Source organism: Streptomyces sp. LN549 (genome assembly GCF_043203805.1).
Taxonomy (GTDB): Bacteria; Actinomycetota; Actinomycetes; order Streptomycetales; family Streptomycetaceae; genus Streptomyces.
Genome location: NZ_JAZHRI010000002.1, coordinates 2,565,587 through 2,586,131, shown reverse-complemented (window position 1 = coordinate 2,586,131; position 20,545 = coordinate 2,565,587). Strand labels below are relative to the sequence as shown.

The 20,545-nt window shown below is 72.4% G+C and carries 21 protein-coding genes and 1 tRNA gene; 8 read left to right on the top strand and 14 right to left on the bottom strand.

The genetic code is table 11. From position 1 onward, the window contains the following. The first annotated feature begins 218 nt into the window (after positions 1–218). The gene (locus tag SH922_RS11395; protein ID WP_393057542.1) at positions 219–1,703 is read left to right on the top strand and encodes a PHB depolymerase family esterase; all 1,485 of its coding nucleotides are present in this window, start codon (positions 219–221) and stop codon (positions 1,701–1,703) included. 51 nt (positions 1,704–1,754) lie between these two features. Here SH922_RS11395 and SH922_RS11390 read toward each other — a convergent pair whose 3' ends face one another. The 7 genes from SH922_RS11390 to SH922_RS11360 all read right to left on the bottom strand — a co-directional run bounded on the left by SH922_RS11390 (position 1,755) and on the right by SH922_RS11360 (position 8,186). Further along, positions 1,755–2,639 carry an alpha/beta hydrolase gene (locus SH922_RS11390; protein ID WP_393057540.1) on the bottom strand — a complete coding sequence of 295 codons (885 nt, stop codon included), beginning with the start codon at positions 2,637–2,639 and terminating at the stop codon, positions 1,755–1,757. Next, a complete protein-coding gene (locus tag SH922_RS11385) occupies positions 2,636–3,745 on the bottom strand; it encodes a branched-chain amino acid ABC transporter permease (RefSeq protein ID WP_393057538.1) in 1,110 nt (369 codons plus the stop codon). Before SH922_RS11385 ends, SH922_RS11390 begins: the two co-directional genes overlap by 4 nt. After that, positions 3,742–4,629 carry a branched-chain amino acid ABC transporter permease gene (locus tag SH922_RS11380; protein ID WP_393057536.1) on the bottom strand — a complete coding sequence of 296 codons (888 nt, stop codon included), beginning with the start codon at positions 4,627–4,629 and terminating at the stop codon, positions 3,742–3,744. The genes SH922_RS11385 and SH922_RS11380 overlap by 4 nt, the downstream gene beginning before the upstream one ends. Then, positions 4,629–5,372 (bottom strand): ABC transporter ATP-binding protein, encoded by a 744-nt coding sequence (locus SH922_RS11375; protein WP_393057534.1) that lies wholly within the window; start codon positions 5,370–5,372, stop codon positions 4,629–4,631. The genes SH922_RS11380 and SH922_RS11375 overlap by 1 nt, the downstream gene beginning before the upstream one ends. After that, positions 5,369–6,163, bottom strand: coding sequence for an ABC transporter ATP-binding protein (locus tag SH922_RS11370; RefSeq protein ID WP_393057532.1), 795 nt, complete (start codon positions 6,161–6,163; stop codon positions 5,369–5,371). Before SH922_RS11370 ends, SH922_RS11375 begins: the two co-directional genes overlap by 4 nt. A 3-nt stretch (positions 6,164–6,166) precedes the next feature. After that, the gene (locus SH922_RS11365) at positions 6,167–7,438 is read right to left on the bottom strand and encodes a substrate-binding domain-containing protein (protein WP_393057530.1); all 1,272 of its coding nucleotides are present in this window, start codon (positions 7,436–7,438) and stop codon (positions 6,167–6,169) included. 136 nt (positions 7,439–7,574) lie between these two features. Further along, positions 7,575–8,186, bottom strand: a complete 612-nt coding sequence (locus SH922_RS11360) for a TetR family transcriptional regulator (RefSeq protein ID WP_393063530.1) — start codon at positions 8,184–8,186, stop codon at positions 7,575–7,577. A gap of 258 nt (positions 8,187–8,444) precedes the next feature. Here SH922_RS11360 and SH922_RS11355 point away from each other — a divergent pair, with 258 nt between their 5' ends. The 3 genes from SH922_RS11355 to SH922_RS11345 all read left to right on the top strand — a co-directional run bounded on the left by SH922_RS11355 (position 8,445) and on the right by SH922_RS11345 (position 11,695). Further along, a complete protein-coding gene (locus SH922_RS11355) occupies positions 8,445–9,779 on the top strand; it encodes a glycosyltransferase family 4 protein (RefSeq protein ID WP_393057528.1) in 1,335 nt (444 codons plus the stop codon). A gap of 69 nt (positions 9,780–9,848) precedes the next feature. Further along, entirely contained in the window at positions 9,849–10,625 is a 777-nt protein-coding gene (locus SH922_RS11350) for a class I SAM-dependent methyltransferase (RefSeq protein ID WP_393057526.1), read from the top strand. Then, positions 10,622–11,695 carry a prenyltransferase gene (locus tag SH922_RS11345; RefSeq protein WP_393057524.1) on the top strand — a complete coding sequence of 358 codons (1,074 nt, stop codon included), beginning with the start codon at positions 10,622–10,624 and terminating at the stop codon, positions 11,693–11,695. The genes SH922_RS11350 and SH922_RS11345 overlap by 4 nt, the downstream gene beginning before the upstream one ends. Before the next feature lie 22 nt (positions 11,696–11,717). Here SH922_RS11345 and SH922_RS11340 read toward each other — a convergent pair whose 3' ends face one another. Next, positions 11,718–12,008, bottom strand: a complete 291-nt coding sequence (locus tag SH922_RS11340; RefSeq protein WP_393057522.1) for a hypothetical protein — start codon at positions 12,006–12,008, stop codon at positions 11,718–11,720. A 140-nt stretch (positions 12,009–12,148) separates the two neighbouring features. On the opposite strand from SH922_RS11340, the gene SH922_RS11335 reads away from it, so the two are divergent. From SH922_RS11335 to SH922_RS11325, 3 genes are all read left to right on the top strand, one after another. Then, the gene (locus tag SH922_RS11335; protein ID WP_393057520.1) at positions 12,149–12,703 is read left to right on the top strand and encodes a hypothetical protein; all 555 of its coding nucleotides are present in this window, start codon (positions 12,149–12,151) and stop codon (positions 12,701–12,703) included. 40 nt (positions 12,704–12,743) lie between these two features. Further along, positions 12,744–13,523: a maleylpyruvate isomerase family mycothiol-dependent enzyme gene (locus tag SH922_RS11330; RefSeq protein WP_393057518.1), complete on the top strand. Its 780-nt coding sequence runs from the start codon at positions 12,744–12,746 to the stop codon at positions 13,521–13,523. An 88-nt stretch (positions 13,524–13,611) separates the two neighbouring features. Then, positions 13,612–14,658, top strand: coding sequence for a PHP domain-containing protein (locus SH922_RS11325; RefSeq protein ID WP_393057516.1), 1,047 nt, complete (start codon positions 13,612–13,614; stop codon positions 14,656–14,658). Between the two features lie 95 nt (positions 14,659–14,753). Here the strand turns inward: SH922_RS11325 and SH922_RS11320 are convergent, their stop codons facing one another. Beyond that, positions 14,754–15,419, bottom strand: coding sequence for a TetR/AcrR family transcriptional regulator (locus SH922_RS11320; protein WP_393057514.1), 666 nt, complete (start codon positions 15,417–15,419; stop codon positions 14,754–14,756). 99 nt (positions 15,420–15,518) lie between these two features. On the opposite strand from SH922_RS11320, the gene SH922_RS11315 reads away from it, so the two are divergent. Further along, complete coding sequence (locus SH922_RS11315) at positions 15,519–16,442, top strand: SDR family NAD(P)-dependent oxidoreductase (RefSeq protein ID WP_393057512.1); 924 nt, start codon at positions 15,519–15,521, stop codon at positions 16,440–16,442. On the opposite strand, the gene SH922_RS11310 is transcribed toward SH922_RS11315, so the two are convergent. The 5 genes from SH922_RS11310 to SH922_RS11290 form a co-directional block, all read right to left on the bottom strand. After that, positions 16,442–16,512, bottom strand: a tRNA-Cys gene (locus SH922_RS11310). The two genes, SH922_RS11315 and SH922_RS11310, sit on opposite strands and share 1 nt — an antisense overlap. Positions 16,513–16,650: 138 nt before the next feature. Beyond that, positions 16,651–17,661 carry an LLM class F420-dependent oxidoreductase gene (locus SH922_RS11305; RefSeq protein WP_393057510.1) on the bottom strand — a complete coding sequence of 337 codons (1,011 nt, stop codon included), beginning with the start codon at positions 17,659–17,661 and terminating at the stop codon, positions 16,651–16,653. A 114-nt stretch (positions 17,662–17,775) separates the two neighbouring features. Then, a complete protein-coding gene (locus SH922_RS11300; protein ID WP_393063529.1) occupies positions 17,776–18,552 on the bottom strand; it encodes a hypothetical protein in 777 nt (258 codons plus the stop codon). A 220-nt stretch (positions 18,553–18,772) separates the two neighbouring features. Continuing rightward, the gene (locus tag SH922_RS11295; protein WP_393057508.1) at positions 18,773–19,720 is read right to left on the bottom strand and encodes an N-acetylmuramoyl-L-alanine amidase; all 948 of its coding nucleotides are present in this window, start codon (positions 19,718–19,720) and stop codon (positions 18,773–18,775) included. A 41-nt stretch (positions 19,721–19,761) separates the two neighbouring features. Then, positions 19,762–20,406, bottom strand: coding sequence for a class I SAM-dependent methyltransferase (locus tag SH922_RS11290; RefSeq protein WP_393057506.1), 645 nt, complete (start codon positions 20,404–20,406; stop codon positions 19,762–19,764). Positions 20,407–20,545 lie beyond the last annotated feature (139 nt).

Genomic DNA, 20,545 nt, shown 5'->3' with positions numbered 1-20,545 from the left:
GCCGGTACACACACCCTCCTGCCCCGGCATGGTGGCGGCGTACATGGTGCCGCCCCGCGCCGGGCCGCCCCGCCGCAGGGCCCCCGGACCGCACAAGGGACCGGCCGCACACACCCGGCACCCGCCGGTGTCCGCCTGCCACATGGGCGTCCCGATGCGCTGCTCGTAGGTTCCGGCAGCAACCCGATCCTTCACACGTACCGACCAGGGAGGCACCCGTGCGCCCACCGATCCTGAGACGCCTGATCCGCCGCGTCGCGTCCACGGCCGTCCTCGGCCTGCTCGCCGCGACGCTGAGCACCACCACCGCCGCACAGCCGGCCGCCGCTGCCGCCGGCGGCCTCCAGCAGGTCACCGGCTTCGGCTCCAACCCCGGCAATCTGCAGATGTACGCCTACACGCCCGCCGGCCTCCCCGCGAACGCGCCCCTGGTCGTCGCCCTGCACGGCTGCACCCAGACGGCCTCCGCGTACTACACCAACTCCGGCTGGCCGGAGTTCGCCGACAAGTGGGGCTTCGCCGTCGTCTTCCCGCAGACCACGTCCGCGAACAACTCGCTCTCCTGCTTCGGCTGGTTCGACCCGGCCGAGGACACCCGCGGCAAGGGCGAGGCCGCGTCCGTCGTGCAGATGGTCGACTACGCGAAGCAGAACTACGGCTCCGACGGCCGCCGGGTGTACGTCACCGGTCTCTCGGCGGGCGGCGGCATGACCGCGGACCTGCTGGCCGCCTACCCGGACGTGTTCGCGGGCGGTTCGGTGGCCTCGGGCCTGCCCGCCCAGTGCGCGACGAGCCAGGCGGCCGCGTCGGGCTGCCAGACGGGCCCGCAGAAGCTGACGCCCGCGCAGTGGGGGGACAAGGTCCGCGCCGCCTATCCGGGGTACACCGGCCCGTGGCCCCGCGTGGCGATCTGGCAGGGCACCTCGGACTACACCGTGTACCCGGCGAACGCCACGGCGCTGCGCGACCAGTGGACGGACGTCTGGGGCATCGGCCAGACCCCGTCGTCCACCGACACCCTGCCCGGGAACACCACCCGCAGCGTCTACGACGACGCCTCGGGCAACCCGGCGGTGGAGACGTACTCCGTGTCCGGCATGGGTCACGGCCTTCCCGTGAGCCCCGGGACGGGCGACCAGCAGTGCGGGAAGACGGCCGCGTACTTCCTGAACACCATCTGCTCGACGTACTACACGGGCGTCTTCTGGGGCCTGGACGGCGGAACCCCCGGCGGGGGCGGCGACCAGCTTCCCGCACCCGCGGGCGTGACCGTCACCGGCACCACGGACACCACCGCCGCCCTGTCCTGGAACGCGGTCGAGGGCGCGGCCTCGTACGCGGTCCACCGCAACGGCACGAAGGTCGCCTCGCCCACCGCCACGACGTACACGGACACCGGACTCACTGCCGGGACCGCCTACCGCTACACGGTGTCGGCGGTCGACGCGGCAGGCACGGCCGGGACCGCCTCGGTCCAGGTGACGGCGACCACCACCACCGGCGGCGGCACGCCCGCCAAGTGCTCCACCGCGACCAACTACGCGCACGTGACAGCGGGCAGGGCCCACACGACCGGCGGGTACGTCTACGCCAACGGCTCGAACCAGAACATGGGCCTGTACAACGTCTTCGTCACCCACACCCTGAAGGAGTCACCCACCGGGTACTTCGTGATCGCGGACAGCGGCTGCACCACCGGCTGACGCGTGCGACGGGCCGGGCCCGGCAGACGGCTGCCGGGCCCGGCCCACCCCTCAGGCGTACGCGAGTGCCACCAGCCGGTCGGCCACCTCCAGCCCGCCCCGCTCGCCCGTGAGCACCGTGTAGTGGTTCACGTCATTCACCGCCACCGGCTCCACCCGGGTCCCGCCCAGGTCCGCCGCCGCCAGCCGGCTCTCGTCGTACAGCCCCTGCTCCTCGTCCATCAGACCGCGCGCCGCCCACAGCAACGTGGCCTCGGCGGGCAGCTTCCGTACCGCCCCGAGCACCTCCTCGTCGAACAGGCCGACGCCGTCCGTGCGGATCGCCTCGATCCGGCACGTCGAGTGCAGGGCGGGCTCCTCGCCCGTCAGGTCGCGCTGGATGTACGCGTCCACCTCGTCCGACCAGGCGGCCCCGAACGCCGGGTGCGCCTGCCAGAACGCGCGGTAGGCGGCCCGGTCCGGGAACGTCATCGACAGCCGGTCCATCGCCGGGCCGATCACCGCGGTCAGCAGTTCGTCGGGTGTCAGATGCGTCGGCGCGGGAAAGCCGATGCCGCCGTCGACGAGCAGCAGCGGACCGAAGCGGTCCGGGTGCCGCACCGCGGCCAGCGCGGCCACGAACGCGCCCATCGAGTGGCCCGCCAGCACCACCCGGCCCAGGCCCAGGGCCTCGGCCAGAGCGGCGGTGTCGTCCGCGTGCGTGGCGATGCCGTACGGGCCGGGGAGACCTGAACTCCCCGCCCTGCCCCGCAGATCCGGGGCGATCAGCGTGACGCGGCCGGCCAGCAACCGGGCCACCGTGCCCCAGGAGAGTGCGTTGGCCGTGATGCCGTGCAGCGCCACCACCGTCGGTGCCTGCGGATCGGTGGCCGGCCAGCGCAGTGCGGCCAACTCGCCCCCGTTCACGGGGACTCTGATCTCCTCGTACGGAATCACTGGTCTCCGGTCTCCTTCCGGTGGGCGACAGCCCTCAGCCTGGACGGCAGCCGGGCCAGGCCGCCCGGCAGCAGATGTACCACGGCCACGAACAGCACGCCCAGCAGGAAGAGCGGTTGCGAGAGCGGGACCCGGAGCACCGCCGGCAGGTCGGCGACCGCGCCCGAACCGGCCAGGTCGCCGAGCCGGTGGTCCGCCCACGTGTAGAGGATGCCGCCGACCATCGGACCCCAGCGGGTGCCCGAGCCACCCAGCACCACCATCACCAGGAGCGACAGGGTGAAGTCGGACGTGGTGGTCTGGGGTGTGGAGCCGCCGGTCAGGAGCAGGTGCACGATGCCGCCGAGCGCGGCGAGCGCGCCCGCGACGACGAAGGCGGTCAGCTTGAACCCGTACGGCTTCAGGCCCAGCACCTCCACCCGGCGCTCGTTCTCCTTGATGCCCTCCCAGACGCGCCCGGTGGGGGAGCGGACCGCCCAGGCGACGACGGCCAGGGTCAGGACGAGGTAGGCGAGCGCGATCCAGTAGAGGTTCGCGGTGTTGTCGATACCGACGAGCCAGGAGGGGAGCAGATCGGCCGGCGCCGCCCGGCCCTCCTCGCCGCCGGTGACGCCGCCGGGGTTGCGGGACACCAGGATCGAGCCCGCCTGGGCGAAGGCGAGGGTCACCATGGAGAAGCCGATGCCGGTGACGCGCAGGCTCACCGACCCCAGGACCAGGGCCAGCGCGATCCCGAAGAGGAGGCCGAGGACGGCGGCGAGGGCGAAGGGCAGACCCGCCTCCAGCAGGAACATGTTGGTGGCGTAGCTGCCGGCCGCGAAGTACAGGGCGTGGCCGAACGAGAGCAGCCCGGTGCGCCCGAGCAGCAGGTCGTAGCCCGTGGCCAGGGCCCCGAACAGAAGGCAGGTGGCGAGGAGTTGAAGGCTCCCCGCGCTGCCGAGCGGTCCGTCCAGCAGGCCCGGCACCGGCACGGCGCTGAACGGTGCGACGGCCAGGACCAGCAGGACGGCGGCGGGCCACCAGCGCAGCAGCCGGGGCGTGCTGACCGGCAGTACCGGGGCCGCAGGGCCTTCGGTGCGGTCGTGTGTCTCGGTGGCGGTGCTCACGCGAGCCTCCCCGTCAGTCCGCGCGGGCGGATCAGCAGCAGTGCGGCGAGCAGGACGACGACCGCCAGATCGCCGAGCCCTGCCGCGGTGTAGTAGTTGGCGAACTGCTGGACCAGGCCGATGACGACGGACGCCACGGCGGCGCCGGTCACCGAACCCATGCCGCCGGTGACCACGACGACGAACGCGAAGATGAGCAGCGAGGTGCCCTGGCGGGGGTCGACCGAACCGAAGTACAGCCCGCCGAGTGCCCCGCCGAGCGCCGCCGCGCAGCCTCCGATCGCGAAGACGAGCGTGAACGCCTTGCGGACGTCGATGCCGAGGGCGGTGACCATCGCCCGGTCCTCGACGCCGGCCCGTACGACGAGGCCGTGCCGGGTCCGGCCCAGGAAGAGCCGCAGCGCCACCAGGACCACGACCGCGGCCGCGATCAGCACCAGTCGGTTGACGGGGACCTGCGCGCCCAGCAGCCCGAAGGTGCCGGACAGTGCCTCGGGCCCCGGGAAGGTCCGGGCGTCCGGGCCCCAGATGCCCGACAGCAGCGCCGGGACGGCGAGCCCGACCCCGACCGTGGCGAGCACCTGCTCGCGCGGCCGGGTGTAGAGCGGCCGGACGACGGCGAGTTCCAGGAGTACGGCGGCCGCGGTGCCCACCGCCGTACCGAAGAGGACCGCGAGGACGAAGCCGGCGCCGCCGGGTCCCGCGCCGGGCAGATTCCCGGACGCCGCCCACCAGGTGCCGTACGCACCGATGGACAGCAGCGCCCCGTGCGCGAAGTTGAGGACGTCCATCAGGCCGAAGATCAGCGAGAGTCCGGAGGCGATGAGGAAGTAGAGGGCTCCCAGACCGAGTCCGGTCATGGTGAGCAGGACGAGGGTGGACATCAGGAATCCGCCTCCGCGGTGTGTGGGGTCAGCGGGCCGTGGCCCACGCCGAGCAGCCTGCGGGCCGCCTCCGCGTCGCCGAGCAAGTCGGCCGCGGGCCCCCGGTGGGCGGTCCGGCCGTCGGCCAGCACCGCACAGTGCGCGGCCAGCCGCCGTACGACGGCGAGGTTCTGCTCCACGAGCAGCACCGGCACCGCCTCGGCTGCCCGCTCCAGAACCTGCGCGACCTCGGTGACCACCTTCGGCGCCAGGCCCTTGGTGGGTTCGTCCGCGATGATCAGCCGGTTGTCGTTGAGCAGGGTGCGGCCGATGGCGACCATCTGCTGCTGGCCGCCGGACAGCGTTCCGGCCAACTGCCGCGCGCGCTGCTTGAGTTCGGGAAAGAGTTCATGAACCAGTGCGTACGCGGGCTCGCCCGCCCCGCGCCGCTCGGCCAGCCGCAGGTTCTCCGCGACCGTCAGCCCTGCGAAGATGCCGCGGTCCTCGGGGGCGTAGCCGATCCCGCGCCGGACCAATGCGTGCGTGGGCAGCGCCACGGTCTCCTCGCCGTCGAGACGGATGCTGCCGCTGCGCGGGACGAGGCCGAGTACGGCCCGTACGGTCGTCGTCTTGCCGGCTCCGTTGCGGCCGAGCAGCGCGGTCACGCCGTGGCCGGCGACGTCCAGGTCGACGCCGTGCAGGATGTGGCGGCCGCCGATCAGGACCCGCAGATCCCTGACGGCGAGCAGGGGCCGCTCCGTCACAGTCCCTCCCCGAGGTAGGCCTGCTGCACGGTCGGATCGGCGGTCACGGCCTCGGGGGTGTCCAGGGCGAGCAGCCGGCCGTGGTGCATCACGGCGAGCCGGTCCGCGAGGCCCAGCAGGACGTCCATGTGGTGCTCGACCATGAGGACGGTGCGCCCCTCCTCCCGGTGCAGGGTGCGGATCAGTTCGGTCAGCGCCGGGACCTCCTCGGCGCTCACCCCGGCCATCGGCTCGTCGAGCAGCATCAGCCGGGGCTCGCCCACCAGCAGCACGGCGAGCTCCAGCTTCCGCTTCTCGCCGTGCGACAGCTCGGCGGCCGTCGCCCGGGCCCGGTGGCCGAGACCGGTGCGCTCCAGCGCGTCGGCCACCTCGGCGGTGTACGGGTCGGCGCGGCGCCAGAGGCGGTACGAGCCGCCCCTGGCGGCCTGCGCGGCCAGCCGGACGTGGTCGGCGACGGTCATCGCGGGCCAGAGGCTGGAGGTCTGGAACGTCCGGCCGATGCCGCGCCGGGCGCGGACGTGCGCGGGCCGGTCCGTCAGGTCCGTGCCGTCCAGCGTGATCGTGCCCGCGGTGGGCAGTGTCAGTCCGCTGATCAGGTTGAACAGGGAGGTCTTGCCTGCCCCGTTGGGGCCGATGAAGGCGAGGAACTCGCCCTCGCGGACGCTGAGGGTGATGTCTCGGACGATGGCCGCGCCGCCGACGCTCCAGCCGATTCGGTCCAGCCGGAGCACGGGGGCCGCGGAGTCCGCCGGGCCGCCTTCCTGACGCCCGAGGGTGCGGGGTGCGGTCACGGTTCAGCCCGCCGAGGGCTTCACGGGCGGGGTCACGGTGTCCATCGCCTCGGTGTCCAGGAGCTCCGGCTTCGCGGCGGCGCCCTTCCCGGTCAGCCGGGCCACGAACATGGGCTGCAGCAGCGCGTGGTCCTCGGCCCGGACCTGCTGCTTGCCCTTGGCCCCGTCGAAGGTCCAGCCCTCCAGGGCCTTGACCATCGCCGCCGGGTCGGTGGCGCTGCCCTCGGCGACGGCGCGCACGATCATCTGGGCCGCGGTGAAGCCGTCCGGGGTGAAGAGGTCGGGCGTGCCGCCCGCCTTCGTCACCGAGTCCAGCATCGCCTTCTCCACGGCGTTGCCGCCGCCCGCGCCCGGGAAGTAGTGCGCCAGGAACGACACCTTGGACCCGGCCGCCCCGAAGACCGGGTACGAGGCGGTCCCGGCGAGCCCGGTGACGACCTTGCCCGCGCCCAGCACGCCCTGCTGGTCCAGCGCGGTCCACAGCGCCGGGGCGGTGGAACCGGCCCAGGCGACGAAGACCAGATCCGGCCCGCCCGCCTTGACCTGCCGGGCGAACGGCGTCAGGTCCGTCGCGCTCGGCGGCGCCAGCACGGAGCCCACCTTCGCGCCCTTCGCGCCGAGGACCGCCTTCACGGCGGCGACGTTGGCCTGGCCGAAGGTGGAGTCCTGGGCGAGGACCGTGACCTTCTTGCCCTCGGCGTCGCCGAGCATCGTGCCCGCCGTCAGGATGTCCTGGTAGGACTGGCGGCCCGAGCGGAACGTGTAGTGGTTGATGCCGGTCACCGCGTCGGTGGCCGCGGGGCCGCTGACGTACAGCACCTTGTTCTGTGCGGCGAGCGGCGCCATCTGGAGGGCGACGCCCGAGTCGGTGGTGCCGGCCAGCACCTTGTAGCCCTTGCCGATCAGGTTCTTCGCGGCGGAGACGGCCTTGCCGGGGTCGCCCGCGTCGTCCTGCTCGGTGACCTCGATGCGGTGGCCCGCGACCTTGCCGGTGCCCTTCGTCGCGTAGTCCAGGCCGGCCATGAAGCCGTCGCGGTACTGCTTGCCGTAGTCCGCGAGCAGTCCGGTGCGGGAGTAGACCAGGCCGACCTTCACGGTCGCGTTCCCGGCGGACTTCCCGGACCCGTCGGAGTCGCCTGCCGTACCGGCGGCGGTGCAGCCGGTCAGCAGGAGGCCGGCTGCGGTGAGGACGGCGACGGCGGGCAGGGACCTGTGCGGGGCGGTGCGGCTGCCGACTGTGCTGGATCTGCTGACTCTGCTGGCTCTGCGACGCATGGTGACCGGCTCCTCGGCGTGTTCCTGTGATGTCGCCGAACCGTATGAACACCGTGCCGTCGTCGATATGGTGCAGGGCGCCCCACCTGACCCGGGAGGCATGTGGGCGCCGTACATGGGCAGGCGCCCCGAACACTCAGCCGGCCGGTTCCTCCGCGGTCAGGTCGATCAGCCGGCAGACCGTCTCGATGTCTATCTTCACCTGTGCGATCGAGGCCCGGCCCGACAGCCAGGTGATCAGTGCCGAGTGCCAGGTGTGCTCGATGACCCGGACGGCGGAGAGCTGCTCGGGCGTCGGGTGGTCGAGCTCCATGGCGTCCAGGATGATCGCCGTAGTGAGCCGCGAGACCGTGTCCACCTCGGGGCTCACGCTGCGGTCCGCGAAGGTCAGCGCGCGCACCATCGCGTCCGCCAGATGCGGTTCGCGCTGCATCGCGCGGAAGGCCCGCATCAGGGTGTCGGCGACCCGCTCCGCCGCGTCGTTCCCGGCCGGGGGCCGTTTGCGGAGCGTCCCGTGCATGTGCTGGAGCTGGTCCTGCATGGTGGCGACCAGCAGGTGGACCTTGGAGGGGAAGTAGCGGTACAGGGTGCCCAGGGCCACCCCGGCGGCCTCCGCCACCTCGCGCATCTGGACGGCCTCGAAACCGCCCCTGCTGGCGAGCTGGGCGCTGGCGTGCAGGATGCGGCGGCGGCGGGCCTCCTGGCGTTCCGTCAGGGGCGGCGATGCCGGTCTGGCTTCCGCTGTCATGTGTCCCATCCCGAGGCTCCTGTCCGCGACCGCGGGGCTGCGGCGGCCGGTCCGGCGGCGCACAGCATGCCAGGGTGTGTGCCGTGGCGCGAATCACCTGATCCGGCCGTTGCACCGTTGCTACCTGCCGGTAGATTCGTAGCTCATTGAACGATCCAGTCCGACGCCGCCCTCCGTCTGCCGGTCGGTCTGTAACTTGTTCTAGATTAGCGCGAGCGGTTACGCTCCGGCGAACACGCAGTGAGAAGGGGGCCGAGTGTGACCGCTGAGGCCATAGAGTCGGGCCCCCGTACGGGCGTCGATACGTCGGACAGGGGCGCGGCCGGTGACCGGCCCCTGCGCATCGCGCTCCTCACCTACAAGGGCAATCCCTTCTGCGGCGGCCAGGGCGTCTACGTACGCCACCTCGCCCGGGAGCTCGCCCGCCTCGGCCACAGCGTCGAGGTGATCGGCGCCCAGCCCTACCCCGTGCTCGACGAGGGCGTCCCGCTCACCGAGCTGCCGAGCCTGGACCTCTACCGGCAGCCCGACCCGTTCCGCACCCCGAAGCGCGGCGAGTACCGGGACTGGATCGACGCCGCCGAGGTCGCCACCATGTGGACCGGCGGCTTCCCCGAACCGCTCACCTTCAGCCTGCGTGCCCGGCGCCACCTCGCCGCCCGGCGCGGCGAGTTCGACGTCATCCACGACAACCAGACACTCGGCTACGGGCTCCTCGCCGACCTCGGTGCCCCCCTCGTCACCACGATCCACCACCCCATCACCGTGGACCGGAAGCTCGACCTGGACGCCGCCCCGACCCGCCGCCGCCGCGCCTCCGTGCGCCGCTGGTACGCCTTCACCCGCATGCAGAAGCGGGTCGCGCGCAAGCTGCCGTCGGTACTCACCGTCTCCGGCTCCTCCAAGCAGGAGATCGTCGACCACCTGGGCGTGCGCCCCGGCCGCGTCCGCGTCGTGCACATCGGCGCCGACACGGACCTGTGGTCACCCGATCCCGCCGTCGCCGAGGTGCCCGGCCGGATCGTCACCACCTCCAGCGCCGACGTCCCGCTCAAGGGGCTCGTCCACCTCGTCGAGGCGCTCGCCAAGCTCCGTACCGAGAACCCCGCGGCACACCTCGTGGTCGTCGGCCGCCGCGCCGAGGACGGGCCGGTCGCCCAGGCCATCGAGCGGCACGGACTCGCGGACGCCGTCGAGTTCGTCAAGGGCATCAGCGACACCGAACTCGTCGACCTGGTGCGCAGCGCCCAGATCGCCTGCGTCCCCTCGCTGTACGAGGGCTTCTCGCTGCCCGCCGCCGAGGCGATGGCCACCGGGACCCCGCTCGTCGCCACCACCGGCGGTGCGATCCCCGAGGTCGCGGGCCCGGACGGCGAGACCTGTCTGGCGGTCCCGACCGCCGACGCCGGGGCCCTGGCCGACGCGCTCGGCCGGCTGCTCGGCGACCCGGAGCTGCGCGCGCGGCTCGGGGCCGCGGGGCGCGCACGGGTCCTCGCCCGGTTCACCTGGAAGCAGGCGGCGATCGGCACCGTCGCGCTGTACCGGGAGGCGATCGCGGCCCGCGCCGCCACCGGCCCCGGCGGCCGACGGTGACACCCCGCTTCCCGAGCCCCTGACCTCCGTTCCCCCTCCCGACTCCCTCGACCGCGAAAGCAGGCATTCGTGCTGACCGTGGACTTCACCCGCTTCCCGCTCGCCGCAGGCGACCGAGTGCTCGACCTGGGCTGCGGCGCCGGACGCCACGCCTTCGAGTGCTACCGGCGCGGCGCCCAGGTCGTGGCCCTCGACCAGAACGGCGAGGAGATCCGCGAGGTCGCGAAGTGGTTCGCCGCGATGAAGGAGGCCGGGGAGGCGCCCGAGGGGGCCACCGCCACCGCGATGGAGGGTGACGCGCTCAACCTGCCGTTCCCCGACGAGTCCTTCGACGTCGTGATCATCTCCGAGGTCATGGAGCACATCCCCGACGACAAGGGCGTGCTCGCCGAGATGGTCCGGGTCCTGAAGCCCGGCGGCCGGATCGCGATCACCGTGCCGCGTTACGGCCCCGAGAAGGTCTGCTGGACGCTCTCCGACGCGTACCACGAGGTCGAGGGCGGCCACATCCGCATCTACAAGGCGGACGAGCTGCTGGGCAAGATCCGCGGCGCCGGCCTCAAGCCGTACGGCACCCACCACGCGCACGCCCTGCACTCGCCCTACTGGTGGCTCAAGTGCGCCTTCGGCGTCGACAACGACAAGGCCCTGCCGGTGCGGGCGTACCACAAGCTGCTCGTCTGGGACATCATGAAGAAGCCGATGGCCACCCGGGTCGCCGAGCAGCTGCTCAACCCGGTCGTCGGCAAGAGCTTCGTGGCCTACGCGACCAAGCCGCACCTGCCCGCCGCCGTGACCGCCGAGGCGCCCGTGCAGGCCGACGACTCCGTCAAGGCCGAGGCGTGAGTCTTCCCGAGCGGACCGAACACCTCGTCCTGCCCGGAGTGCTCACCGCCGAGCAGGCCGCAGAGACCGTCGCCGCCGTGCTCGCCGTGCAGTGCGAAGACGGCGCGATTCCGTGGTTCCGCGGCCACCACCTCGACCCGTGGGACCACACCGAGGCCGCCATGGCCCTGGACGCGGCCGGCGAGCACGCCGCCGCGGAACGCGCGTACGAGTGGCTGGCCCGCAACCAGAACGAGGACGGCTCCTGGTACGCGGCCTACCACGACGGCGACCCGCAGCAGCCGACCGACCGCGGCCTGGAGACCAACTTCTGCGCCTACGTGGCCGTCGGCGTCTGGCACCACTACCTCGCCACCGGCGACGACGCGTTCGTCGACCGGATGTGGCCGACGGTCTTCGCCGCCGTCGAGTTCGTCCTGCGGCTCCAGCAGCCCGGCGGGCAGATCGGCTGGAAGCGGGAGGCCGACGGCACCCCGGTGACGGACGCGCTGCTGACCGGCTCCTCCTCCATCCACCAGGCCCTGCGCTGCGCGCTCGCCCTCGCCGAGAGCCGCGAAGAGCCGCAGCCCGACTGGGAGTTGGCCACCGGGGCGCTGGCGCACGCGATCCGCAGCCATCCGGAGCGCTTCCTCGACAAGAGCCACTACTCGATGGACTGGTACTACCCGGTCCTCGGCGGCGCGCTCAGCGGACCGGCCGCCAAGCAGCGGATCGAGGAGGGCTGGGACCGCTTCGTCGTCCCGGACCTCGGAGTGCGCTGTGTGCTGCCCAACCCGTGGGTGACCGGCGGCGAGAGCTGCGAACTCGCCCTGGCCCTCTGGGTGATGGGGGAGTCCGACCGGGCCCTGGAGATCCTCCAGTCGATCCAGCACCTGCGGGCCGCGGGCGGGATGTACTGGACGGGGTACGTCTTCGAGGGCAACCGGGCGTTCTGGCCCGAGGAGCACACCGCGTGGACCGCCGGATCGCTCCTGCTCGCGGTGGCCGCGCTCGGAGGGGACGAGGCGACCACCGCGGTCTTCAGCGGGGAGAGACTGCCGAAGGGACTGGAGCCCGACTGCTGCGCCTGAGGCCGCCTTCTCCCGATTGTGCTCAGTGCCGTATGCGGCCTGCCACCGCGTGACCGACGAAGAGGTACACGACGGCGGCCAGGCCGTAGCCGGCGACGACCCTGGCCCACGCGGCGTCGAAGGTGAACAGGTCGTACGACCAGCCTGCGAGCCACCGGGCGCTGTGCTGCACGAAGTCGACCAGGTCGTTGCCCCGGTTGGCGTCGAGCAGGTACATCAGGATCCACAGGCCGATGATGAAAGCCATGATGTCGGCCACCACGGCTATGACACGTGCTGCGGTGCTGCTTCCGTTGCCTCTGCTGTAGGACATGGACTGCGGGTTGCCGTTTTCGGACCGGTGAAACCCGTACGGCGGTCCCGGGGTGGCGGGGCCGGGCCGCCGGAGCCAGCCTGACGGGGGAGTGCCGGGCCCCGGCACCCTCTGTGACGCCCTGGTCAGGGAGGCCGGCCGTGCCCCGTTCCGCACCGCTCCGCCGACTCCTCGTGGCGCTGCTGCTGTCCTGCGCCGTGCTGGTGAGCACCACCGCGTGCGGGAGCGACGACGAGAACAGCGGTACGGGCAGCTCGGCATCGCCGACCGGTACGTCGTCGGCCGAGGCGCAGAAGTTCGCCAAGACGCGGTTCGTCGCCAACGCGGGGCTCGCGGCGGGCGCGACGTACCAGTGGATCGTCAAGCCGTACCGCGCCGGGAAGTTCAAGAAAGGCGCCGACGGGCGGACCTTCGCACTCGTCAAGGCCGGGCTCGCGGGGGGATTCGCCTACAACCGGCTCAAGGCCGCGTCGGACAACGCCAAGGGCGACCCGCTGCTGTCGAAGGCCGTCGCCCCGCTGACCGCGGCCATCGAGTCGCTCAAGGGCCTCGCCACCAAGCTCCGCAAGGGCGAGGTGGGCGACGGGGACGTCGGCGCGTTCGAGAGTGTCATCAACAGCATCAAGGACGCCGGGAAGAGCGCGGGCGCCGAGGTGAAGGAGAAGGTGCCGTCCACCTCGCAGCTCGCCGGATAACCGCATGTGAGGAGGGTCGCGCCCGCACTAGAGTGCGGGCATGACCACCCCCATCGCGCATGAGCGCTACTGCGACGAAATCGTGCGGCTGACCGACGTGTTGAGGGCGGCCATCAGTGGCGCGGACCTCGACGCGACCGTCCCGACCTGTCCGGAGTGGACGCTGCGCGACCTCGCTGTCCACATCGGCGGCGCCCATCGCTGGGCCGGCGAGATCGTCCGCACCCGGGCCACCGAGGAGCTCCCGGACGAGCAGGTGCCGGCGTTCACCCCCGACGGCGACGACCCCGCCGTGCTTGACGCCTGGCTGGCGGACGGGGCGGCCGGGACCGCAGGGGCGCTGCGTGAGGCGGGCCCGGAGACGGAGGTCTGGTCCTGGTACCGGGACCGCGACGCGGGCTTCTGGGCGCGGCGCATGGCGATAGAGACCGTCGTCCACCTGGCGGACGCGGCCCTGGCCGCGAAGGTGCCGTACACGATGTCGCCCGAGCTGGCCGCCGACACGATCGACGAGTGGCTGGAGATCGTCGCCTTCGCCCAGGCCGAGGGCGACCCGGAGGCCGCGGAGCTGCGCGGGGCGGGCCGCTCCATCCACCTGCACGCCACCGACGTACCGGACGCCGAGTGGCTCATCGAGTTCGGCGAGGACCGCTTCACATGGCGCCGCGCGCACGGGAAGGCGACCGTGGCCCTGCGGGGGCCGCTCACCGACCTGATGCTGGTCTTCAACCGCCGCCTCGCCCCGGACAGCGACCGGGTCGAGCTGCTGGGCGACGCGGAGCTGCTGGACTTCTGGCTGGCCCGGTCCTCCTTCGGCTGAGCGTCGGCGGGGCGCATCCGGTGTGCGGGCCGGGGGCGGCTGGGCGAAGCTGGACGGGCAGCCCGCCCCGTCCCGCCAGGAGGTGCCGATGGAACCGGTCCGGGCCCTGGAGCGGATCGCCTTCCTGCTGGAGCGCGGCAGGGGCGAGACGTACCGCGTCCAGGCATTCCGTACCGCCGCCCGCACGGTGGCGGCGATGCCCGACGGCGAGGCCGTGGAGCGGGTGGCCAACGGTTCCCTGGAACGCGTCAAGGGCATCGGCCCCCGCACCGCCCAGGTGATCCGTGAGGCGGTCGCCGGGCAGACGCCCGCCTACCTGGAGCGGCTGGAGACCGAGGCGGAGGAGGGCGGCCCCCTCGCCGAGGGCGGTGAACGGCTGCTCGGGCTGCTGCGCGGCGACTGCCACCTGCACTCCGACTGGTCGGACGGCGGCAGCCCGATCGAGGAGATGGGCCGTGCGGCGGCGGAGCTCGGCCACGACTGGGCGGTGCTCACCGACCACTCGCCCCGGCTGACGGTCGCGAACGGGCTCTCGCCCGAGCGGCTGCGAGAACAGCTCGACGTGGTGGCCGAACTCAACGAGCACTGGGCGCCCTTCCGGCTGCTGACCGGCATCGAGTGCGACATCCATCTCGACGGCTCCCTCGACCAGGAGGAGGAGCTGCTGGAGCGGCTGGACCTCGTCGTGGTGTCCGTCCACTCCAAGCTGCGGATGGACCCCGGTCCGATGACCCGGCGCATGGTCGCGGCCGTACGCCACCCGCAGGCGAACGTCCTCGGTCACTGCACCGGGCGCCTGATCACCGGCCGGGGCCGCCCGGAGTCGCAGTTCGACGCGGACGAGGTCTTCGCCGCCTGCGCCGAGGCGGGCACGGCGGTGGAGATCAACAGCAGGCCCGAGCGGCTGGACCCGCCCCGGCGGCTGTTGCGTCAAGCCGTGGACGCGGGCACGCTGTTCGCCGTCGACACCGACGCGCACGCGCCCGGACAGCTCGACTGGCAGATCCACGGCTGCGCCCGTGCCGAGGAGTGCGGGGTCCCGGCGGAGCGTGTCGTCACGACGTGGACGGCGGACGAGCTCCTCGGCTGGACCCGCGAGGGCCGGGTTCCGGCCGGTCCTGGGGCGGAGTCCTGAGCCGCGCGCGGTGCGTGCGACACCTGCCCGGGCCCAGGATCCACGCGGCCAGTTGATGCGGTCCGGCCTGGTTCCCTCACAGCGAGCGGAAAGGGTCAGGCGCGCGGCAGCACGCCCAGGAGCGCCGAGGTGAAGGAGACCCGCAGAGCGTCACGCAGCTCCAGGTGGAGCACGCCGAGGGCGGGCTCCTCCGCGTAGGCGGCAAGGAGGCTGGGCGGCGGCGGGACGTACGCCGACAGGGCACCCGCCGAGACCAGGCTCATCAGGCAGAACACCTGCGCGCCGTCGCCGAGCTCGGGCACGTGGCGGCGCACGAGATCGACCATGGCCGCGAGCCGCGTGAGGGCGGAACGCTTGTGCCGCTTGACCACCTCGACCGAGACGTTGTGCTCAAGGACGCCGCCCTGCGCGCCGAAGAGGTCGCACAGCACCACCCGGTCCGACAGTGACCGGCTGAGGATCTCGGCCAGCTGGCCCGCCCGCACTTCCGGTGCCGCGTGCGCCTCGATGCCCGCGGCCAGCTCGTCCGCCAGCTCGGCGAGCCAGCTCTCCAGGAAGACGTCCAGCAGTTCGAGCAGCACCGCCTCGCGCGACTCGAAATACCGCAGGACGTTCGACTTGGCCAGGCCCACCCGCCTGCTGAGTTCGTTGAGGCTCACCTCGGCCACGGGCATCTCGTCGAGCATCGCCGCCGCCGTGTCCAGGATCGCCCGGCGGCGGATCTCCCGCTGCTCCTCGCTTCGCGCCCGCTGGAATGTCACGCCCTCAGCCTAGCTTAAAGACCGCCGGTCCCTTGACAAGGAACCGGCGGTCTTTTACGTTGAGTCCCTAACAGACCGATGGTTCTTTAGGAGTGCGTCATGAGTGGCAACTGGACCGAGCAGCACATCCCTGATCAGCACGGCCGGGTGGCGATCGTGACCGGCGCCAACACCGGGCTGGGCTTCGAGACCGCCCGGATGCTCGCGGCGCGCGGGGCGGCGGTGGTTCTGGCCGTCCGCGACGTCGAGAAGGGCAAGCAGGCAGCTGCCCGCATCACCGGCGACGTCACCGTCCAGGCCCTCGACCTGACCTCCCTGGACTCGATCCGGTCCGCGGCGGCCGACCTGCGCGCCGCCCACCCCCGCATCGACCTTCTGATCAACAACGCGGGCGTCATGTACACCCCGAAGCAGACCACCGCCGACGGCTTCGAGCTGCAGTTCGGCACCAATCACCTCGGCCACTTCGCCCTGACCGGCCTGCTGCTGGACCGGCTCCTGCCCGTCCCCGGCTCCCGCATCGTCACGGTCAGCAGCACCGGCCACCGCATCCGGGCCGCCATCCACTTCGACGACCTGCAGTGGGAGCGCTCGTACAGCCGCATCGGCGCCTACAGCCAGGCCAAACTCGCCAACCTGATGTTCACGTACGAACTGCAGCGCCGGCTCGCACCGCACGGCACCACGACCGCGGTGGCCGCCCATCCCGGCGTGTCCAACACCGAACTCACCCGCAACACACCCGCCGCGCTTCGCGTGCCCGTCACCTGGCTCGCACCGCTGCTCACCCAGAAGGCCGCGATGGGCGCCCTGCCCACCCTGCGCGCAGCCAGCGATCCGGCCGTCACCGGCGCCCAGTACTACGGCCCCGGCAACCGGGGGCAGATCCGGGGATACCCGAAGCTGGTCACCTCCAGCCCCGACTCCCACGACCAGGCCACCCAACAGCGCCTGTGGACCGTCTCCGAGGAGCTCACCGGGGTGACATTCCCTGCGATGACTCCACAGCGGAGGGATTCCTGAGGCCGCAACCGGATTCGCTCCGGTATGCACCGCTTTGCGGGCGGTTCCCTGACCACTCGGGCATACGACCGGGCCGACCGGGCCGCTCGGGCATACGACCGGGCCGCCCGGGACGACGGGCGGAGCAGCCGGTCGACCAGCGGGGATCCGCGGCTGCAAAGCGGTAGGGGGTGAGCGGGGCGAGGCGGAGTCCGGCGCGGTGGCGGTCCTACCGGTTGAGCTCCGCCAGCACCCGCAGGGTGTGCGGGTCCGGCGCGGTCACCAGGAGATCGGTCACCGGGCCCTTGCGCCACAACTCCAGGCGCTCCGCGATCCGTTCACGGGGGCCCACCAGTGAGATCTCGTCGGCGAACGTGTCCGGGACGGCCAGTACCGCCTCCTCCTTCCGCCCCTCCAGGAACAGCTGCTGGATTCGCCGCGCCTCTTCCTCGTACCCCATCCGCGCCATCAGGTCCGCATGGAAGTTGCGGGCCGCGGCGCCCATACCGCCGATGTAGAAGCCGAGCATCGCCTTCACCGGCAGCAGCCCCTCCGCGACATCGTCACAGACCTGCGCGCGGGCCATCGGCGCGATCATGAACCCTTCGGGGAGGCCGCTCAGCGAGGCCTCGTACACATCGGTGCGCAACGGCGACCAGTACAGCGGCAGCCAGCCGTCCGCGATCCGGGTGGTCTGGGCGATGTTCTTCGGCCCCTCCGCGCCCAGCAGCACCGGGAGCCCGGCGCGCAGCGGATGCGTGATCGGCTTCAGCGGCTTGCCGAGGCCGGTGGCGTCCGGGCCGTTGTACGGATGCGCGTGGAACCGGCCGTCCAGGGCGACGGGCGCCTCGCGGCGCAGCACCTGGCGCACCACGTCGACGTACTCGCGGGTCGCGGTGAGCGGGCTGCGGGGGAACGGGCGGCCGTACCAGCCCTCCACGACCTGGGGGCCGGACAGGCCGAGACCGAGCATCATCCGGCCGCCGGAGAGGTGATCCAGGGTCAGGGCGTGCATCGCGGTCGCGGTCGGGGTGCGGGCCGCCATCTGCGCGATGGCGGTGCCCAGCCGGATCCGGGAGGTGTGGGCGGCGATCCAGGTCAGCGGGGTGAAGGCGTCCGAACCCCAGGCCTCCGCCGTCCACACCGACGCATATCCCAGCTCCTCCGCCTCGCGGGCCAGGTCCAGATGGGCCGGGTTCGGGCCGCGGCCCCAGTAACCGAGAGCGAGTCCGAGCCGCATTCCGGTACCTCCCAGGCTTTCTGACGATGCATCAGATGTAGTCGGAGGGTACGACAGCGGCCCCCCGCCCGGAAGGGGCGGGGGGCCGCTGTCGGTGGTGCGTGCGCCGCTGTGTCAGCCGCGCTGGATGCCCGTGGTGTCCTGGAGCACACCACGACGGCCGTCCTGCGTCTGGGCGATGAGGCCCGGACCGCTCTGCTCGACCGCGAGATACCAGGTGCCCGGCGCCAGTTCGGCGATCGGGGACGGCGAACCGTCCTCGCCGTACAGCGGACGGGCCACCGGAACCGCGAACCAGAACGGGGTGAAGTCACCGGCAGGCGCGGCCTGCTGGGCAGGCGCCTGACCCTGCTGCGGGTCGGGCTGGCCGGGCTGCGGCTGACCGCCGAACGACGGTGCCTGGCCCTGCGGCTGACCACCGTAGGGCGGCTGCTGGGCACCCGGGTAGCCATAGCCCTGGCCCGGCTGGCCACCGTACGGCGGCTGCACGGCCTGCGGCTTCGGAGCGCCCGCCAGCGGGGCCTTGAGGGCCGGGAGCAGCGGGGAGGCCACCGCGCCGGCGGCCAGCGCCAGGGAGGAGATCAGGCCGAGGATCAGGCCGGCCCCGGCGTCGATCTGGCCGAGGTCGATGATGGTCCAGAACAGGCTCCACGCGGTGAACACCGTGGCGGCGACACCGAACTGGGCGAGATCGAGACCGGCGACCTTGCGCGGCTGGGGCTGCGAACGGGACAGCACGATCAGTGCGGCACCGATCACCCCGACCATGTAGACGCCGATCGCGTTGCCCAGGGAATCCCAGGAGTTCGGCGCGTCGACACTGGTGCTTCCGTAGTCGAAGTAGTCCAGGAAAGAGGCGATGAACAGCACGACCGCTGCTCCGATCACCACGCCATCGCCTCGAGTGAGGGAGCGGATATTCACGTGAAGGTCCTTAGTCGGTCGTCTCGTCGGGGCGGTCGTCGCTGCCACCGGTACGGCGGGTACGGCGCGAAGCTCGGGAGCGGCCCCCCATCGTACGGATGAATCTATCGTCTGCCCGGGCGGGTTGTGTCCCTGCCCGGTCCTTGGGCAGGCATCCTCCCGAATTCCTCGCAGAACCACCTCTTGACTACCCCTTGAGGTAGCTGCTGATGCCGTCCGCGATGCCCTGGGCCGCCTTCTGACGCCAGCCCGCGCTGGTGAGCAGGGCGGCATCCTTCGGATCACGCATATTGCCGCATTCGATGAAGACTTTGGGCACGGTCGACAAATTCAGTCCGCCGAGATCCTTGCGGGTGTCCAAGCCGGTTTTGCCGCCGATGTAATTGGAAGGCGCACTTCCGGTAGCGCGGACGAAGAGTCCGGCGATCCGGGTACCCAGATCACGCGAAGGACCCACGATCCTCGAGGTGTCCGCGCCACCGCCGCGCACCGATGCGGGAAGAATCACATGGAAGCCGCGGTTCCCGGCCGCAGAGCCGTCCGCGTGGACCGAGACGACCGCGTCGGCCCCGGCCTTGTTGCCGATCCGGGCCCGCTCGTCGACGCAGGGCCCGAACGCCCGGTCACCGTCGTACGTCAGGATGACCTTCGCGCCCTGTGCCTGGAGCAGCGTCCGCAACCGGTGCGAGACGTCGAGCGTGAACCGGGCCTCCGCGTAACCGGAGTTGGTGGAGGTGCCGGTGGTGTCGCACTCCTTGTGTGTGGTCCCGATGTCCACCTGGCGGTTGATCTCGGCGGTGTGCAGGTGGTTGTCCGGGTTGTGGCCCGGGTCGATGACGACCGTCTTCCCGGACAGCGGCCCGCCCGGGGAGCCCGGGGCGTCCGGAGCCGACGGCGAGGGGGAGGCGGGCTTCTTCGACGGGGACGGGGACGGGCTCGTACGCGCCGGCGCCGGCGAGGAAGGGGGCGCGGCCGCCGACGACGGGGCGGCGTCGCCGCCCTCCCCGGGCTGCGCCTGCGCCGCGCCACCGGCGCCGCAGCCGGCGACGCCCAGGGACAGTACGGTCAGCGCCGCGGCGGCGGCGGACAGGGCGGGGCGGCGGGGCGTGGGGGGAGCACTCTCGTCGTGACGCACCCGGCGATGCTATCCGGGCGCCCGCGCGGTGTCCGGAGCGCTCAGATTCCCGCCCCGGTACGCCGCAGCACGCGCAGCGAATCCGTGACGGAGATCTCGGTGAACGCCCCGGAAGCCAGCGCCCGCAGATAGACCCGGTACGGAGCCTGGCCGCCGTGGGCCGGGTCCGGGAACACGTCGTGGATCACCAGCAGCCCGCCCTCTGCGACATGCGGTGCCCAGCCCTCGTAGTCGCCGTTCGCGTGCTCGTCGGTGTGACCGCCGTCGATGAAGACGAGGCCGAGCCGCCCGCCCCAGACGGCCGCCACCTGCGGCGAACGCCCCACGAGCGCCACCACGTGCTCCTCCAGGCCGGCGGCGTGCAGGGTCCGGCGGAACGTGGGCAGCGTGTCCATCCGCCCCACCTCGGGGTCCACCACCGTCGGGTCGTGGTACTCCCAGCCGGGCTGCTGCTCCTCGCTGCCCCGGTGGTGGTCGACGGTGAGAGCCGTCACACCCGCCGCACGCGCCGCGTCGGCGAGCAGGATGGTGGAGCGCCCGCAGTACGTGCCCACCTCCAGCAGCGGCAGACCGAGTGCGGCCGCCTCGGTGGCGGCTGCGTACAGCGCGAGCCCCTCGACCACCGGCATGAAGCCCTTGGCGGCCTGGAACGCGGCGAGAATCTCCGGCTTGGGCTCGGCGGCCACGGGGTTCCTCCTGGTGGGACGGGATGTACGGCGGGCAGTTCGACGGCGCCATCGTGCCGTACGCCCCCGCAGGTGGCACCGGCGGGGGCGTACGGGAGGGGTGGGTCCGGCTCGGGGCGGGGCCCCGGAACGGCGCTGA